The sequence below is a fragment of the Thiomonas intermedia genome (assembly GCF_002028405.1).
GTDB lineage: Bacteria > Pseudomonadota > Gammaproteobacteria > Burkholderiales > Burkholderiaceae_C > Thiomonas > Thiomonas intermedia.
In genome coordinates this window covers 1630359-1647437 of sequence record NZ_CP020046.1, presented here as the reverse complement: position 1 = coordinate 1647437, position 17079 = coordinate 1630359, and the positions used below count along the sequence as shown (strand labels likewise).

Genomic DNA, 17079 nt, shown 5'->3' with positions numbered 1-17079 from the left:
AGTTGGGTGCCTTGCATGGCAGCCACGTTTGCAGTATGATTTACAGCTTCCGACGCGGGGTGGAGCAGCTCGGTAGCTCGTCGGGCTCATAACCCGAAGGTCGCAAGTTCAAATCTTGCCCCCGCAACCAAGATTTCTTGAATAAAGCCAAGCACTTAGCGGTGCTTGGCTTTTTTGTTGCCCGCTGCTTTTTGGGCCATGGCCCATCGTTGGCCCAAACTTGGCCCGACTCTAGCCCACTGCTTGTTCGATCAACCGATCAAGATGACCTTCGCTTCGCCGAAGGCTTTGGCCCATCAGCCGCAGGAGCTGATGCTTCTAGGTAGGCCTCCAAGGCGAGCCGCACGACATCCGAGCGCGACGGGATTTTTCCCATCTCCGGCAGCAGATCAATACGTTTCTTGTCCAACAGCTCCATCAGGTCCGGAGGCAATCGCACATTGATCTGCAGTCTGTCCATTTGATCTCTTCTCACAAGTGTGGCGAAAGCATAACAGCGTCTACACAAAAGACATTGACATGCCACGCTACTTGTCTACACTGTAGTCATTCGCACTTCGCGATGTAAAGACAGGAGGATCACCATGAGCTTGACTTATTTAACAACGGACGAACTCTCAGGGCGTATCAAGTATGACGCCCGAACGATTCGCGAGCGCCTGAAAGATGCTGTACTTCTGGAGGGGACCCATTACATCCGTCCATTTGGCGGGCGCAAGATCCTTTACATCTGGGAGCGAATCGAAAGCGACATGCGATCGAATTCGACCCTCGAAATCCCGATGGCAAATGGCGGTGTGTGCCATGGGTAGCATCCGAAAGCTACAGGCGACCGGGAAGCTTTTTCTCGACTTCCGCTATCACGGAGGTCGGTGCAGGGAATACACCGTTCTCGACGACACGGCCAACAACCGCAAGAAGCTCGAGCGCCTACTCGAACGCATCGAGCGCGACATCCAACTCGGCCGCTTCGAATACGCGGCCTATTTCCCCAATAGCCGGGCATTGACGGCAACACCCAAGCCTCCGGCTTCGCTGGCAGCAGGAGTGGCCCGCGCTTTGGCCTCTGTGGAGCCGGTCGCAGCACGCCACGCACCCACCCCCACGTTTGCCGATTTCGCCCAGCAATGGATGCAGGAAAATGCCGTGCAATGGCGCCGCTCCTATCAGCGCACGGTGGCCGACATCGTCGCCGTGCACCTTGCTCCGCCTTTTCAGGAGCGGGAGGTCGGAAGCCTCTCGCGCGAAGAACTTCTTGCCTTTCGGTCGAAACTCGCCAAAGTACCCGGCCGAACCAAGCAAACCCTCTCACCACGCCGGATCAACGCCATCATGAATGTGATGCACGCCATCCTGAACGAAGCCTCCGACCGTTATAAGTTTACGTCGCCCTACTACAACATCAAACCCCTGAAGATCGGCAAGAGCGATGTGCAGCCCTTCACCCTGGAGGAAGTGCGCTCGCTTATCCAGAGCGTGCGCGAGGACTTCCGCGACTACTACACCGTGCGTTTTTTCACAGGGCTGCGCACTGGCGAGATCGACGGACTGAAGTGGAAGTACGTGGACTTTTCCCGCCGGCTGATCCTGGTGCGCGAGACCATCGTGGCCGGTGAACCCGACGAAGCCACCAAAACGATTGAGTCCAACCGCGAGGTGCAGATGAGCCAAGTGGTGTTCGACGCCCTGCAGCGGCAATTTCAGCGCACGGGGCCGCTCAAGCTCTGGGTCTTCTGCAATAGCGAAGGCCAGCCACTCGACCACAACAACGTGACCAAGCGGGTCTGGTATCCAATCCTGCGCTTTCTTGGCTTGGATCCCAGGCGACCGTACCAATCACGGCATACGGCGGCCACGCTGTGGCTAGCGGCCGGCGAGAACCCGGAATGGATCGCCCGGCAGATGGGACATACCTCGACCGAAATGCTGTTCAAGGTCTACAGCCGCTATGTGCCCAACCTCACCCGGCGCGATGGCTCGGCCTTCGAGCGGCTGCTGGCTTCAACGCTCGGGACGCACCCCGCCACACAGCCAAACCCCAATACCGAGGAGGCCGACCATGTCTGATTCCACACTGCCCCACCCTCTGGGTCTGTCCATGCTGCCGCAGATCTTCCGCCTCACCAGCCTGCAGACCCGCGTTGACAATCGTGGGGAGGCCACGCTCACCGCACATCTGTTTCACGAGCGCGCCCAACTCAAGGTGCGTTGGACGGCACGCACGGTTGATGCGCGGCTGCAAGCCGGCCTGCTCGTGGGTCCCCGCTGGACAGGGCCTGCCAGCAGCCTCGATGGTTGCCTGCGCATTGCGCGGCTAGCCATCCTGGATCGACCTGTCGCGACGCTGTCCCTTTTTGACACCGTTCCCCCTGGCTGGGTGCGCGAACGCAGCCTGGTCCAGCGTGCGGCTGCCCTGATTGCCGAATTGCCGGCGTCGTACCAACGCTTGTTCCATGCCGTACTCTGGGAGGAGAATCGATTTTGGGGTTTCTGTACTGGGCCGTCCTCCATGCATGGTCACCACAACGGCACGAGCGGCAATTTGCGGCACACGGTGGAAGTCGCCGAGCAGGTACGCGCGCTGTGTGCTGAGCGCCTGTATGTGCACCGCGACCTCGCGGTGCTGTCGGCGTTGCTACATGATTGTGGCAAAGCGGTGGAATACCGGCTCAAGCCTGATGGGAGCTGGGGGCTGTCCGATCGTGGGCGGCTGCTCGGCCACCGGGTCACGGCCATCGAGTGGATTGCGGCGGCCATGGCCCGCTGGGCGATTCGACTGCCTCACGGCCATGCGCAGGTGTTGCTGCACAACCTGAGTGCCGTGGCCCATGCCCCCAGATGGATGGGGTTGCGCGAGCCGCAGACGCCGGAGGCGGAAATCCTGTCTTTGGCCGATCGCCTCTCGGGCACGGACGATCTGATGCAGCGCTGCCTGCCTGATGCAGGAGGCTGGGGGCACTATCACCGTCATCTGGGACGGCAGCCGTTTCGGGTAGCGGCCACCCAGGCCGCTGCTGAAATGTCTTGACCCATGGTCTCAGGCTGCGCCTCTTTCCCTTTTTTCCTCTTTCCGGCAATCGGAGGGCCTATGCATTGGACGTTGATCGTCGTTTTCCTGTTGGTGATGGCTGCGATCCTGGCGCTGGTGGGTCGCGATGCTCGCCAAACGATCTGGCGTGAGATCTGGGCCACGGCCTTGCACGATTGGCATGCCTTCCTGCGCCTGTTCGGGCGCGGGCGTAACTAGCCCGCTGCTAGGAGGCTGTCGGACTTTCCAGGCTTTCGCCTGATGGTTCGATCCGAGACAATGGCGACAGTCCATTGAGGAGTTCCTCGCGATGAGTCGCTTTGTTTGTGTTGATCGAGACACGGCCTACCTTCTGCCGCCGTCGGTGGACGAGTGGTTGCCCAGTGATCACCTCGCGCGCTTTGTTGTCGAAGTGATTGATCGGCTCGATCTGGACGATTTGGTCAAGCAGTACGCGGGCCGGGGTTCGGCCGCGCATCACCCTGCGGTGCTGCTGGGACTGCTGATCTACGGGTATGCCAACGGGGTGCATTCGAGCCGCAAGATCGAACGCGCGACCTACGACTCGGTGGCGTTCCGCTTTGTGGCGGCCAATACGCATCCGGACCACGATACGCTGGCCGCGTTCCGGCGGCGCTTTCTGAAGGAGATCGAGGCGCTGTTCGTGCAGGTGCTGGTGCTGGCGCGCGAGATGAAGTTGCTCAAGCTCGGGCACATTGCGCTGGACGGCACCAAGATCCGAGCCAGCGCGAGCAAGCACAAGGCGCTGTCGTGGGGGCATGCCAACAAGATCGAGGCGCAGTTGCGCCAGGAAGTCCAGGACCTGTTGGCGCGGGCGGAGAAGGATGATCGCTCCAGCGCGCCCGATGGCATGGATGTGCCCGCCGAGATCGCGCGCCGCGAGGACCGCCTGAGCGCCATCGCGCAGGCCAAGGCCAAGATTGCGCAACGCGCCGCCGAACGATTCAAAGCGGAGCAGCAGGAGTTCGAGACCAAAGAGGCCAAGCGCCGGGCCCAGCGCGAGGCCGGGAAGAAGCCGCGCGGGCGGGACCCTGAGCCGCCCCAGGCCGGACCCCAGGACAGCGACCAGGTCAACCTGACGGACGAGGAGTCGCGCATCATGCCGGTGTCCGGCGGCGGCTTCGAGCAGAGCTACAACGCCCAGGCCGGCGTGGACATCGAGACGATGATGGTGGTCACCGCGCACGTCACGCAGGCCTGCAATGACAAGCGCGAAGTGGTGTCCACGCTCGAGCAGATTGCGGCGTTGCCCGGGGCGCTTGGCAACGTGCAGACCCTCGTTGCCGACAACGGTTTTTGCAGCCAGGCGAACGTGCTCGCCTGCGTGCAGGCGGGAATCGAGCCGCTGCTGGCGATGAAGCGCGAGTCGCATCACGTGCCCCTGGCCGAACGGTTTGGGCCCGACCCCGACGCGCCGCGAACTGCGGAGCCGGTCGCCAACATGGCCCACCGCCTGTGCACACAGGCAGGCCGGGCGCTGTACAAACTGCGCAAGCAGACCGTCGAGCCCGTGTTCGGCATCATCAAGCACGTCATGGGCTGGCGTCAGATGAGCATGCGCGGGCTGCACAAGGCGCGAGGCGAGTGGAACCTCGTGACCATGGCCTGGAACATCAAGCGCATGCATGTGCTGCGCGCCGGGTGACGAGCAAAGAGGGAAAGTGCGCCCAGATCGCGCCCCGCACGACCTGCTCTGCGCCCCAACGGGCCGCCCAGGAGCCTGTGCAAGTGATGAAGACGCTGGCGGCGTGCCTGGCCGCGCATAAACCGCGCGGCTCACCGCCGCCACCCCCGCCCCTCGGGCTCAAGTCCGACGGTCTCCTAGAGCTTCCACTTTGGTACTCTGATGCCGTTTCTGCGAGGCCCCCACTGAATGGATGGTCTTGTATGTTTAAACCAGATCAGCGCGGTGCAGTCTAATCACCGTTGAGGTGACCGGACCGGATCGTGCAGCCTGAAACGCCCTGGAGTCGGCGAGCGTGCTCGCCAGCTCGTGGCTGAGTCGATTGCGCACGGAACCCGTGCTGGTCTTCCTGACGCCCGAACGGTTAGTTGAGCGGCGTTTCGCCTGCTCGCATGCACAAGGAAGGGATATGAAGACCATGTCTGGATCATCCGTGATGGTGGGCATCGACGTTGCCAGTGCGCATGTCGATGTGGCTTGCCTGGGAGCAGTCTTGCCATCGGAGCTGGCTCATGTCAGCAACGATGCCGAGGGGCATTCCGCTCTGGCCGACGCCCTGGTGAAGCTGCAGCCGGGGCTGGTGCTGATGGAAGCCACCGGTGGCTATGAGGCGGCGCTGGCGTGCGCGTTGCAGGCGGCGGGTCTGCGTGTGGCGGTGATCAACCCGCGCATGGCACGCGACTTCGCCCGAGCGATGCAGCGCCTGGCCAAGACCGATCGCATCGACGCGGCCACCCTGGCCGAGTTCGCTGCCGTGCTGGCCCAGCGCCCCGACTGCGAGCGCTTCGTGCGCCCGCTGAGCGAGCCCGAGCAGCAGGATCTCGCAGCCCTGGTCACCCGCAGGCGTCAGCTCGTGGCCATGCAGTTGTCCGAGCGCCAGCGCTTGCGCCTGGCCCGCCCGGTGACGCGCCCGAGTATCGATGCCCTGCTCGAGGCGATTGCCCGCCAGCTCGACGACGTCGATGCCGAAATGGTCCGCCATGTCGAACAGCATCACGCCGTGATGGCCAAGCTGTTGCAAAGCGTGGCCGGGATCGGCCGCATCGCTGCCGCAACCTTGATCGCTGAACTGCCTGAACTGGGGCGGCTCAACCGCCGCCAGATCTGCGCCTTGGTCGGCGTGGCACCCTACGCCAAGGACTCCGGGTCCAGCCGAGGCCGACGACGCATCACCGGCGGGCGCTTCGAGGTGCGACGTGCCCTGTACATGGCCACGCTCACCGCCACACGATTCAACCCCGCCATTCGCGCCTTCTACGAGCGTCTGCTGGCCGCAGGCAAGCTCAAGAAGGTGGCCTTGATCGCCTGCATGCGCAAGCTGATCACCCACCTCAACGCCATCACCCGGGACCATCTGAACGCTCACAATCAGTCTTTCACTGCTTGACTTTCAACACGGTTACTCACTTCAGCGGCCGCGCTGTAGGTGGGCGGACCATGCCATCTCCGGGGCGGTTCAGCAAGTAGCAGTAGCGGTCGTAGCAGCCGTGGAAGAATCGCTGCTCGTTCTGGCAGTACAGCGGGTTGTTGGTGCCGTCGAAGTCCAGCACCAACTCCTTCGGCGGGCTCTGGATGTAGCCTTGCCAGCCCATTTCTCGAGCCAGAACTGGGTAGGGGCGCTGGCAATTTCACGGTCCACGCCCACGGCGGTCTGCGTGGGCACGCCCTGAGGCAGCGCACCGTGGTCGCCCAGGTTTTCCCAGCCCAGCGCCAGACCGTAGACGCGCTGGCCAACTACTGCCCGGCCAATCTCAACGAACTCAACACCACAGCTCGCGCCAAGCCCAAGAGCGGCCAGCGGGGTGGTGTCGCGGCGCAGACCGTGGCGACGCCTTAAGGGGGACCAAGGGGCCAAAGGGGCGCTCAACCCTGCGGCGCGCTCTCCCAGGCGGGCCAGTCGAGCCACACCCGCGTGCCCTGCCCCATGCTGCTGGCGGCGCCCACCCCGCCGCCATGCAGGCGAACAATGTTGCGCACCAGCGCCAGGCCCAGCCCCAGGCCACCGCGACTGCGGCTGCGCGCCGGATCGGCGCGGTAGAAGCGGTCGAACAGATAGGGCAGGTGCTCGGCGGCGATGCCGCAGCCGGTGTCGGCCACTTCAAGGTGCAGACACGCGCCTTGGGCCTGGGTGGACAGCGCAGCGCATGGCTGGGCGGACAGCGTCACCACGCCGCCTGCAGGCGTGTGCGCCAGCGCGTTGCCGATGAGGTTGACCAAGGCGCGCTGCAGCAACATGCGGTCGGCGCGCAGCGCCAGCCCGGACGCCGCCTGCACCTGCAGGCGCACCCCGGCCTCGGCTGCGGCGGCATCGAAGAACTCGGCCAGGGCGTTCAGTTCATACGCCGCATCCAGACGCTCCAAGCGCAGCGCGGCGTCAGGCTGCTCGGTCTGCGCCAGGAACAACAAGGCCTGGATCATGTTCGACAAGCGCGCGCATTCCTCCACCGCCGACTCAAGCGCCTCGCGGTATTGCCCCGGCTCGCGCGGGCGGCCCAGCGCCACTTCCAGCTCGCCCCAGAGGTTGGAAATAGGTGTGCGCAACTCGTGGGCAATGTCGGCGGAGAACTGCGAAATGCGGCCGAACGATTCCTCCAGTCGCTGCAGCGTGGCGTTGAACGACAGCGCCAGGGTGTGCAGCTCATCCGGCAGATGCTGGGTGTCCAGGCGCCGGTGCAGATCTTGCGCGCCGATGTCGCGCGCGGCGTCGGCCATGTGGCGCAAGGGGCGCAGGCCGCGCCAGGCGATGACGTAACCCGCGGCTGCGGCCACCAGAATGGCGGTGAGCAGGACCACCGTCAGGCGCAGGCGGTAGTCGGCCAGGATGTGCGACTCGGTGCTGCGGTTCAGCGCCACCTCGATGCGCATGGGCTGCAGCGGCGCGCCGGCGGAAAGCCGCCCCATCACGGGCAGCATAGCGGTGAGGAAATGCAGATCGTGATGCAGCTGCACTTTGCGCAGGCTTGGCGCGCCATTGGCCTGCAGCGCATCGAAACGCGCCGCGTCGAGCGCCGCGTTGAAGCCGGGGGTCTGCAACAGCACCCGGCCATCGGCAGCGCGCAGCCGCAGGAACAGATCGCGCGGCGCGTCTGGCGGCAGCGGCAGGTAAGCCTCCTGGCGCAGTTCGTCGCTGTCGGCGGCGTGGCTGCGCAGCACCGCCACCGCGGTATCGAGCTTGCGCAGCACCGATTCGCGGTCTTCCTGCATCATCCGCGCGTTCAAACCCCAGTACACCCAGGTGCTGGCGGCCAGCAGGATGAGCGCCAGGGTGAGCGCAAACGCCGCTGCCATGCGCGCCGCGAGCGAACGCGGCGGCAGGCCGTATTGGCGCAGGCGGCGCAGCGCAAACCCTCCCCACCAGTGAGGAGGAGACAAGCCACCGCCCGTGTCTCGCGACGGTGCAGGCAAGAAGCGGCCTGTCCTTCGCGCCGCGCCGTTTTCACCTCTCCCACCCTGCGGGGGAGGCAGGGTGGGAGAGGCGGCCTCGCCGGACTCACCGCGCATCGCGCGCCTCCAGCACATAGCCCACGCCGCGCACGGTATGCAGCAGCGGCGTGGGATAGGGGTCGTCGAGCTTGCTGCGCAGGCGACGGATGTGCACGTCCACCACATTGGTGTCGCTGGCGAAATTCATGTCCCACACCTGCTCGGCAATCAGCGTGCGCGACAGCACCTCGCCCGCGCGCCGCGCCAGCAGCGCCAGCAGGGCGAACTCCTTGGGTGTGAGCGCCAGCCGCTGGCCGCCGCGCTCGGCGCGCTGGCGATGCAGATCGACGCTGAGATCAGCCACCTCCACCACTTCGGGCATGCGCGCCGGCCCGCGCCGCAGCACGCTACGCACCCGCGCCAGCAACTCGGAAAACGCGAAGGGCTTGACCAGGTAATCGTCCGCCCCCAGTTCCAGCCCGCGCACGCGGTCGGCCACGCCGTCCCGTGCGGTCAGCATCAGCACCGGAGTGGCCAGCTTGCGCCGCAACTCGCGCAGCACGCTCCAGCCGTCGCGACCCGGCAGCATGGCGTCGAGCACGACGAGGTCGTAAGGCTCGGTGAGGGCCAGATGCAGGCCATCGGTGCCGTCCGCGGCGACGTCGGCGACAAAGCCATTCTCGCCCAAACCACGTTTGAGATAGGCCGCGGTCTTGGCCTCGTCTTCCACGATCAGGATGCGCATGCCCGAATTGTCAACCCGCGCCGGGCTTTGTCGCGTGTCCGTCTGCAACATGACCAAATCGTCATGTTGTCGTCATGTTGGCGCCAGTGGTTGCGCCGCAACATCCAGCCATGCGAACTGCCCTCATGCCGCCCCGCGTATCCAGCAAGCCCTTGCTGGCTGGCCTGCTCGCCGCCTTGCTCGCCGGCTGTGCCAGCATGCCACCTCCTGCGCCCGGCGTCACGCCGCAGGCCAGCGCGCAGGCGCTGGTGCGGCGCAGCTTGTTCGACCTTGGTTTGCAACGTTTCATCACTTTGCAAATGAACGCACCGCAGCCTGCCGATCAAGCCTGGACGCTGCAACGCTTGAGTCTTGCCGCGCTGTACTTTCATCCCGCCCTGCGGGTGGACCGTGCCGGCGTGCAATTGGCCGAGGCTGATTTACAGATCGCCAAGCAATGGCCCAACCCCAGCCTGCAGCTCGGCCTGAAATACGGCAGTGCGGCGGCGCTGATGGCGCCGAGCCCGTGGACCGTCGGCGCGGCCATCGGCCTGCTGCTGGAGTCGCACGCGCAGCGCCAGGCTCAGGCCGCGCAGGCCGCGGCCGGTGTGCGTGCGGCACGCTTGCTGTTGCGCGGCGCAAGCTGGAAAGTGCGCTCGCGCGTGCAGCAGGCTTATGTCGCGCTGTGGGCGGCGCAGCAGCAGACCCAGTTGCAACAGCAGGTGCTGGACGTCGCCCTGGAACTGCAAGGCCGCACCACCGCCCGCGCCCAAGGTGGCTGGGACTCGCCACTGGCCGCCGCGCTGGCTCAAGCCGCCGCGCAAACCGCAGCCCTGCAACGCAGCCGCGACCTGGGGCTGGAACAGGTCGCACATGCTGCGCTGGCCGCCGCGCTGGGCGTGCCCGACGCCGCCTTGCGCGCAGTGCACATTGACTTCTCCGCGTTGGCCGCCGCCCCGCCACAGCCCGACGCCGCACGCCTGACACAGCTGCGCGGCATCGCCCTGGCGCACCGCGACGACGTGCGCGCCGCCTGGCAACAGGAACAGGCCGCGCAAGCCGCGCTGCAACTGGCGCAGGCGCTGCGCGACGGCGGGCCGCCGATGATTGCGCCCGGCGCCGAACGCGACCAGGGGGTGAACCGCCTGACCCTCAGCGCCCGCGTGCCGCTGCCGCTGTTCAACCAGCACCAGGGACAAATTGCCGCCGCCCGCGCCCGTTTGTCACAGACCCGGGCGGTGCTGCAGCAGGTGCAGGGGCAGGTGCTTGAGCGCATCGAACAGGCCGAGGCCGCGTTGCAGGCCGCGCAAGACGAAACCCGCCGCTCCGACAGCCTGCGCGCGGAGAACCTGGAACTGCTGCAAGCCGACGAGGCCGCCCAGAACCAGGGCCTGATCGGCCCGGTGCAAGTGCTGCGCGCGAAGCTGCGCGCCCTCGCCACGGAACACGCCGCGCTGCAGGCCCGCACCGCGCAATGGCAGGCGCTGGGCGCGCTGCAAGCGGTTTTGCAGCATGAGCTGAAGCCACCGGATGCGCAGATGCGAAAAACCGCGGCACCCGCCGCTGCTCCCTTGGCGCCGCAGCTCAAGACCTCACCACATCTTTCCGCCGTGGGGTGGCACTCCCAATTTTCAGAAGCGCGATGAGCGCCGCGCCTGTGGCGTGCCGCCGCCAGCGATCAACGCCCAACGCTCTCGCACAAACATCGATGAAGCCATCATGCCAACACCTCTAAATCCGCCGTCATTGCCACGCTTTTTCACGCTGGCCGTGGCCGCCGCACTGACCCTCGGCACCACGCCGGCCCACGCCGCGCTGCCACAGGCGGTTCAGTGGAGCCAGGCGCAAATCGTCAGCGCCGACCTGCAGATCCAGCACCTCGCGCCAGGCGCGTATCGCCGGACGTTTCAGGCCAGCGCCACGGTGCAAAGCCCGGCCGCGCTCTTGCGCGACCTGAGCGCGCTGGACATGGCTCGCGCGCAACTCGCGGCGGCGCGTAGCAGTTTGCGACTCGCGCAATTGCAGGCGCAGCGGGCGCAGGGCTTGTTCCAGGCCGGGCAGAACATTGCGCTGGCCGAAGTGCAACAGGCGCAGACCGCGGCGCAAACGGCCCAGGCGCAGGGGGCTGTGGCGCAAGCCACGCTGCAGGCGGCGCAAGCCGAACTCACGGCCAGCCTCGGCCCGGCACTGGCGGCGCGGCTGCAAACGACACCCGCGCTGCGCAGCGCCATCGCCAGCGGGCGCGAACTCATCGTCGATCTCACCCTGCCACCAGGCACCAATCTGCCTGCGGTAGCACAGGTGCGGCTGTATGTCCCCGGGGGCTCGGGCGAGCTGCGCGATGGCTGGCTTCCCGCCACCGTCATCGGCCCGGCGGCGGCGGCTTCGGCCCATGTGCAGGGGCTGCGCTTTGTCGTCACCAGCCCGGCCGCGAGTGGCCTGATGCCGGGGCTGCAATTGCTGGCGCAGGTGCAGTCCGGCCAGGCGCAACAAGGCGTGCTGCTGCCTGCCGGCGCCGTGGTGTGGTCGGACGGCCAGGCGCTGGTGTTCACGTCCACGCCCGCAGCCAACAATGCACGCCGGTTCACTGCCCACGCGTTGTCCACCGCCTGGCCGCTGAAAGCCGGTTACATGCAGCCCGGCTGGGCTGCCCTGGATGTGGTGACGCACGGCGCAGCCCTGCTGCTCACGCCGCCGCCCAAGACACAAGCCAAGCCCGCCGCGCATGACACAACCGCCGGGGACGACGACTGATGGCCCGCGCCCGTGGTCTGCAGGCGGCGCTGATAGGCGCCAGCATTCATCGCCGTGGCGTGGTGCTGACGCTGGCCGTGCTGTTGGCGGCGCTGGCGGTCAATTTCGCGCGCCAGGCCAGTACCGATGTATTTCCCGAATTCGCCGCCAAGATGGTGAAGGTGCAGACCGAAGCTCCCGGCCTGTCGCCCGAGCAGGTTGAATTGCTCGTCACCGACCCGCTGGAGGCGGCGTCCAGCGGCATGCTTGGCGTCAAGCAGGTAACGTCGAAAAGCCTCCCGGGCCTCTCCATCCTGAAGCTGTATTTCGAGTCGGGCACCAAGCTTCAGGACGACCGCTGGCGCGTGGCGCAGCACCTTGCCACCGTGCACCTGCCCACAGGCGTCGGTGCGCCGCAGTTGATTCCGCTGACCTCCAGCACCGGCACGGTGCTGATGGCTGGGCTCACATCGCAACGCCACAGTCTGATGGATCTGCAGTCCATTGCGCAATGGCGCATCCGGCCGCAACTCATGGCGGTGCCGGGTGTGGACAACGTCCTGATCTTCAGCCAGCAGACACGTGCGCTGCAGGTGCTGGTGAATCCGCAGACGCTGCAGCGTTTTCAGCTCGATCTGCAGGAGGTGCTGGCCGCCACGCAACACGCCAGCGGTTTGCTGGGCGGCGGCTTCATGGCCACGCCCGAGCAGCGCGTGCTGCTGGTCAGCCACGGCCTCGCGCCCACGCCGCAGGCGCTGGCCGCCACGGTGTTGCGCGCCACGCCACAAGGGGTGGTGACGCTAGGCGACGTGGCGCGGGTGGGCTACGCCTCGCTGCCCGCGATCGGCGGGGGCAGCGTCAGCGGCGAGCCGGCGGTGATCATCAAGATTCAGGAGTCTTACGGCGCCAACACCATGCAGGTGACGCGCGCGGTGCAGGCCGTGCTGCAGCAGCATCGCGCAGGTCTGCAAGCGCAAGGCATCACCCTGCACGGCACGCTGTTCAGGCCCGCCGACTTCATCACCATCGCCATGCACAACGTGCGTGACTCGCTCTTGCTGGGCGCTGCTCTGGTGGTGCTGGTCATCGCCCTCACGCTGCTGGACTGGCGCGCCGCGCTCATCTCCTCGCTCGCCATTCCGCTGTCGCTGCTGGCCGCCCTCACGGTGCTGGTGTGGATGGGCGTGACACTGAACGTGATGACCCTCGGCGGCCTGGCCATCGCCATCGGCGTGGTGGTGGACGACGCGGTGATCGACGTCGAGAACATCCTGAGGCGGCTGCGCGACAACGCCGTGGCCGAACAGCCGCAGCAGCCGCTGCGCGTCATCCTTGCCGCCTGCCTGGAAGTGCGCGGCGCGGTGGTGTACGCGACCGCCGCCGTGCTGCTGGTGGTGGTGCCGGTGCTGCTGCTGCCGGGGTTGTCCGGGCGGCTGTTCGCACCGCTGGCGCAGGCCTATGCGCTGGCGGTGCTGGCCTCGCTGTTGGTGGCGCTCACCGTCACCCCGGCGCTGGCCGCGCTGCTGCTGGCGCGGCGCGGCCAGCACCGCGCCATGCCGGACGGCACCAAGCCGCAGCACGGCACGTCCACGTCAATGTCCGCAGCAGCACGCACTTCAACGCCCCTGCACACCCCCGCCCCGGTGCGTGTGGCCCAGCGCGGCTACACCGCCTTGCTGCGGCTGCTGCTGCCGTACTGGCTGCCGGCTTCCATCATCATGCTCTTGCTCGTCATCGGCGCGGCGCTGCTGGCGCGGGGCATGGGCGGCAGCTTTCTGCCGCCGCTGCAGGAAGGGCAGTACATCGTGCACATGCGGCTGGCGCCGGGCGCGTCCATTCAGGCCTCGCTGGACGAAGGCGCCCGCGTGGTGAAAGCGCTGGAGCAGTTACCCGAAGTGCGCCTGGTCGCCCAGCACACGGGGCGCGCCGCGTTGTCGCCCGACGCCTCCGGCACACAGAGCAGCTCGCTCGACGTCAACCTCAAGCCGGGGGCCGATTCGGCGCAGGCGCTCACCGCCATTCGACACGTGGTCGACGGCTTTGCCGGCGCCAGCTTCCGCATCAACAGCTTTCTCACCGAGCGCTTGGACAATACCGTGGCCGGCGGCGGCGGCGCCCCGCTGGTGGTACAGGTGCTGGGCACCCATCTGCCGGCGATTGACGCAGTGGCCAAGCGGGTTGCGGCGGTCCTGGCCGCGCTGCCCACCGCCACCGGCGTGCAACTGCAAACCCCGCCCGGCGTGCCGCAGCTCGACATCGCGCTCAAGCCCCAGGCGCTGCGCGCCTGGGGCCTGCAGCCGCTGCCGGTGCTGCAGGCCATCCACACCGCCTTTGCCGGCAGCAGCGCAGGCACGGTGTTCCACGGTTCCGTTCCGGTGCCGGTACGCGTGGTGCTGACGCGCAGTGCACGCAACAACCCGCAGGCGCTGGGCGACTTGCTCATCCACACCCCGTCGCTGGGCTTCGTTCCGCTGGCCCAGCTGGCCAGCATCAGCGCCGCCAGTGGCCCGTCGGACATTCGCCACCTCGGCGAGCAGCGGGTGCAAACGGTGCTGGCATCGACCACCTCGGCCGACATCACCAGCTTCGTGCAGCGCGCCCAGACCGCCATCCACGCGCAGGTTCAAGTGCCGCCCGGCGTCAGCCTGCAGTTCCAGGGCGATGCGGCGCAGCGCAACGCCACGCTGCAGCGGCTGGGGGTGGACGTGCTCGGGGTGTTCGCCGGGCTGATGCTGTTGTTGTCCATGGCACTGGGGCGCAATGCCACCACCGCCGCTGGCGATGCGGCGGCGATCACACCACGCCAGGCCGCATCGACCACCACGCGGCAAGTGCTGCTGGTGCTGCTGTCCGTGCCCGCGGCCTGGGCTGGCGGGGTGTTTGCCGCCTGGCTGGTGGGCGGCGTGTTGTCGCTGGGCGCAGTCATCGGCCTGCTGGCGCTGATGGGCATCAGCCTGCGCAACGCCATTCTCATCTTCGCCCACGTCGGCCAGTTGCAGCGCGAACATGGGCTGGCATGGAACGCCGACACCCTGCTGCGCGCCGTGGCCGACCGCCTCGCCGCGATCGTCATGACCTCGCTGGTCACGGCCCTCGGCGTGCTGCCGCTGGCGCTGGGCCTGCATGCGCCAGGCCGCGAAATTGAAGGCCCCATGGCCGTGGCCCTCCTCGGCGGTCTGCTCACCAGCCTGCTGTACAACCTGTTCGTGCTGCCGCAACTGGCGCTGCGCTTCGGCGTGGCGCCGGCGCAGCGCGAAAGCCGTGCATGAATGCCGCGCATGAAACCCGGCAGACAAAACCCCATCAAACCAACTCAGCATGGCCACTTGGCCTGCCAACCAAGCCTGGCAGGAATGCCGCCTTTTCGCCCCCAACTGACGCGCCGCGATGGGCGCTGCCGTCCTTCCCCTTCGATCCCCTCGCCAAGGAGACTGCCATGACCAACACCACCATCGCATCCCGCTCCCTGCGCGCCGCCGGACGACTGCTGTCGGCCGTTCCACCGCTCCTCGCCGGCGCCCTGTTCGCCCCGCTTAGCCAGGCGGCCACGGCGCCGGACATCCCTTATCACCCGCCCAGGGTCTGATCACCCCTCAAAGCTGGCATTCGCCCGGCCTCAGCGCTGCGGCAGCAGGTCAATCTGCGAGGTCGCTTTCTGTCCCTGGCTCATCCAAGCGACCAGCCTCCGGACCCGGTCCGGGAGCATCGTTCCGCGATGAAGCTGGGGGAGCCGATCGCCACAGTCTTCTTGAAAACATCGATCGAGGTGAAATCATGCGTGTGCGTTTCACAATTGCTGCCATCGTGGTGTTCGTCATGGCCGGCATGACCTATTTTGTCCTGGCTAGGAGGCGGGCTGTCCCGCAGGCGACGTTTGTGCTGCTGTCTGGAAGAACGCTTTCAACCTCTTCCCTGCGAGGCCAGGTCTATCTGGTGAATTTCTGGGCCACGAGCTGCGCCACCTGTATCAAGGAAATGCCCAAAATGGGCAAGACGTACGAGCGATTCAAGGGAAGGGATTTCGAGTTCATTGCGGTGGATATGCGCTATGACCCGCTGCCCTATGTCACCGATTACACCTCGACCCGGCATTTGCCGTTCGGTGTTGCCAAAGACGTGGGCGGCGGTCTGGCTCGCGAGTTTTACGACGTGCGCCTGACTCCGACCACGTTTCTGGTCGATAAGCAAGGGAACATCGTCAAGAGGATTCTCGGCGAGCCAGACCTTTCTGAACTCGATCGGCTGATCCAACACGAACTGGCTAAAAACGCTTGAAAGGACCAAGCCCCATGGACAGCTCACTCATCCTCGAAGTCATGCTCGCGCTCGGCGCAGGCATGCTCCTCAACCTGACGCCATGCGTGCTGCCGGTCATTCCAATCAAGGTTCGCACCATCCTGCGCGAAGCGGGAGAAAAACCGGCAACCCGTGCCCTGTCTGCCAGCCTGTTCGCTGCAGGCTCCCTCTTGTTTTTCACCCCCCTGGGGCTGGCCACAGCGCTGCTGCATCTTCAATGGGGTGTGCTGTTCCAATCACAGGCCGTGCTGATCGGCTTGGTTATCGTCCTTCTCGCGATGGCGGTGATGAATTTCACGGGGCGCGGATTGCCCATTCCTCCGGTCATCGCCAGAATGGGAGGCGATCGTTTTGCCGAGCCACTGATCTCCGGCCTGGTCAGTGCCCTTTTGTCCTCTCCCTGCACCGGCCCCTTGCTGGGTGGGATCCTCGTGTTTGCTCTCACCCGGCCAGCGACAGAGATTGTGATCATTTTCATGGCCATCGGCCTCGGTCTGGCTCTGCCCTACGCCATTCTGCTTCTGAAGCCCGGGCTGCTGGATCGACTGCCGCGAGGGGGGGCTTGGACCGACGTAGTGCGTCAAAGCTTCGGCTGGCTGCTTGCCGGTGCCGCAGTCTTTTTCGCGCAAAGCCTGGTTCCAGCCATGCTCGACAAAGCGCTATGGTTCAGCTTGGTTGTCGGGATCATGCTGTGGATCTTCGCAACGAGCATTCGCGCCGCAGATCGCGCCTCCCGCTGGGCCGCGCCACTATCGAGCCTTCCTTCACTGGCTTTGGTCTACCTGAGTGCGGGGATCTGGCCCGCCCCATCGCAGGGCATCCCCTGGCAGCCGCTCAAGGCAGCTCAGATCACCGAGATTGCCAGTCTGCATCGACCTGCGCTGGTCGAGTTCACCGCGCAGTGGTGCCTGAATTGCAGGTTTCTGGAGAAAACCGTCTACCGCGACTCGCGCGTTGTGCAAGTTCTGCGCGCCGGCCGTGACGTCCCACTGCAAGTCGACTTGACACGCCCCAACCCAGAACTGCAACAGCTGCTTGCCGCGTACGGCGGAGATGGTCTGCCGTTCGTGGCGATCCTGGATCGACATGGGAGGGAGATCGATCATCTTTCAGGATTGTTCACGGCCGACGCGCTTCTCGGCGATTTGAATGCCATCCACCGATAGAGAA

General features: G+C 66.0%; 16 protein-coding genes, 1 tRNA gene and 1 pseudogene. 14 read left to right on the top strand and 4 right to left on the bottom strand.

What is annotated here, in order from left to right:
- Positions 1-53 precede the first annotated feature (53 nt).
- Positions 54-130 (top strand) — tRNA-Met (locus tag BVH73_RS07720).
- A gap of 129 nt (positions 131-259) precedes the next feature.
- On the opposite strand, the gene BVH73_RS07715 is transcribed toward BVH73_RS07720, so the two are convergent.
- Positions 260-460 (bottom strand): ribbon-helix-helix domain-containing protein, encoded by a 201-nt coding sequence (locus tag BVH73_RS07715; RefSeq protein WP_079417550.1) that lies wholly within the window; start codon positions 458-460, stop codon positions 260-262.
- A gap of 124 nt (positions 461-584) precedes the next feature.
- Here BVH73_RS07715 and BVH73_RS07710 point away from each other — a divergent pair, with 124 nt between their 5' ends.
- The 6 genes from BVH73_RS07710 to BVH73_RS07690 all read left to right on the top strand — a co-directional run bounded on the left by BVH73_RS07710 (position 585) and on the right by BVH73_RS07690 (position 6120).
- The gene (locus BVH73_RS07710) at positions 585-812 is read left to right on the top strand and encodes a hypothetical protein (RefSeq protein ID WP_031407420.1); all 228 of its coding nucleotides are present in this window, start codon (positions 585-587) and stop codon (positions 810-812) included.
- Positions 790-2067 (top strand): site-specific integrase, encoded by a 1278-nt coding sequence (locus BVH73_RS07705; protein WP_245800466.1) that lies wholly within the window; start codon positions 790-792, stop codon positions 2065-2067. Before BVH73_RS07710 ends, BVH73_RS07705 begins: the two co-directional genes overlap by 23 nt.
- Complete coding sequence (locus BVH73_RS07700; protein WP_031407424.1) at positions 2060-3028, top strand: HD domain-containing protein; 969 nt, start codon at positions 2060-2062, stop codon at positions 3026-3028. The genes BVH73_RS07705 and BVH73_RS07700 overlap by 8 nt, the downstream gene beginning before the upstream one ends.
- 60 nt (positions 3029-3088) lie before the next feature.
- Entirely contained in the window at positions 3089-3247 is a 159-nt protein-coding gene (locus BVH73_RS15755) for a hypothetical protein (protein ID WP_154048451.1), read from the top strand.
- Between the two features lie 91 nt (positions 3248-3338).
- Positions 3339-4694, top strand: coding sequence for an IS1182 family transposase (locus tag BVH73_RS07695; RefSeq protein ID WP_031403876.1), 1356 nt, complete (start codon positions 3339-3341; stop codon positions 4692-4694).
- Between the two features lie 475 nt (positions 4695-5169).
- The gene (locus tag BVH73_RS07690; protein WP_425444139.1) at positions 5170-6120 is read left to right on the top strand and encodes an IS110 family RNA-guided transposase; all 951 of its coding nucleotides are present in this window, start codon (positions 5170-5172) and stop codon (positions 6118-6120) included.
- Positions 6121-6193: 73 nt separating this feature from the next.
- Here the strand turns inward: BVH73_RS07690 and BVH73_RS16075 are convergent.
- Positions 6194-6462: pseudogene (locus BVH73_RS16075) on the bottom strand (IS1380 family transposase); the annotation flags it as partial.
- Between BVH73_RS16075 and BVH73_RS15750 the strand changes: the two are divergent.
- Positions 6415-6570: a hypothetical protein gene (locus tag BVH73_RS15750; RefSeq protein WP_154048450.1), complete on the top strand. Its 156-nt coding sequence runs from the start codon at positions 6415-6417 to the stop codon at positions 6568-6570. The pseudogene BVH73_RS16075 and the gene BVH73_RS15750 overlap by 48 nt on opposite strands.
- A gap of 26 nt (positions 6571-6596) precedes the next feature.
- Here the strand turns inward: BVH73_RS15750 and BVH73_RS07680 are convergent, their stop codons facing one another.
- Complete coding sequence (locus BVH73_RS07680; RefSeq protein WP_245800465.1) at positions 6597-8105, bottom strand: heavy metal sensor histidine kinase; 1509 nt, start codon at positions 8103-8105, stop codon at positions 6597-6599.
- 118 nt (positions 8106-8223) lie between these two features.
- The gene (locus BVH73_RS07675) at positions 8224-8901 is read right to left on the bottom strand and encodes a heavy metal response regulator transcription factor (RefSeq protein WP_031407516.1); all 678 of its coding nucleotides are present in this window, start codon (positions 8899-8901) and stop codon (positions 8224-8226) included.
- Positions 8902-9011: 110 nt separating this feature from the next.
- Between BVH73_RS07675 and BVH73_RS07670 the strand changes: the two genes are divergently transcribed.
- The 6 genes from BVH73_RS07670 to BVH73_RS07650 all read left to right on the top strand — a co-directional run bounded on the left by BVH73_RS07670 (position 9012) and on the right by BVH73_RS07650 (position 17075).
- Entirely contained in the window at positions 9012-10526 is a 1515-nt protein-coding gene (locus tag BVH73_RS07670; RefSeq protein ID WP_245800464.1) for a TolC family protein, read from the top strand.
- Between the two features lie 73 nt (positions 10527-10599).
- Positions 10600-11634: an efflux RND transporter periplasmic adaptor subunit gene (locus BVH73_RS07665; protein WP_079417538.1), complete on the top strand. Its 1035-nt coding sequence runs from the start codon at positions 10600-10602 to the stop codon at positions 11632-11634.
- Positions 11634-14882, top strand: a complete 3249-nt coding sequence (locus BVH73_RS07660) for an efflux RND transporter permease subunit (RefSeq protein WP_079417536.1) — start codon at positions 11634-11636, stop codon at positions 14880-14882. The genes BVH73_RS07665 and BVH73_RS07660 overlap by 1 nt, the downstream gene beginning before the upstream one ends.
- A 167-nt stretch (positions 14883-15049) precedes the next feature.
- Positions 15050-15199 carry a hypothetical protein gene (locus BVH73_RS15745; protein WP_154048449.1) on the top strand — a complete coding sequence of 50 codons (150 nt, stop codon included), beginning with the start codon at positions 15050-15052 and terminating at the stop codon, positions 15197-15199.
- 188 nt (positions 15200-15387) lie between these two features.
- The gene (locus BVH73_RS07655; RefSeq protein WP_031407528.1) at positions 15388-15888 is read left to right on the top strand and encodes a TlpA family protein disulfide reductase; all 501 of its coding nucleotides are present in this window, start codon (positions 15388-15390) and stop codon (positions 15886-15888) included.
- Positions 15889-15902: 14 nt separating this feature from the next.
- Positions 15903-17075 carry a protein-disulfide reductase DsbD family protein gene (locus BVH73_RS07650; RefSeq protein WP_079417534.1) on the top strand — a complete coding sequence of 391 codons (1173 nt, stop codon included), beginning with the start codon at positions 15903-15905 and terminating at the stop codon, positions 17073-17075.
- Positions 17076-17079: the final 4 nt, after the last annotated feature.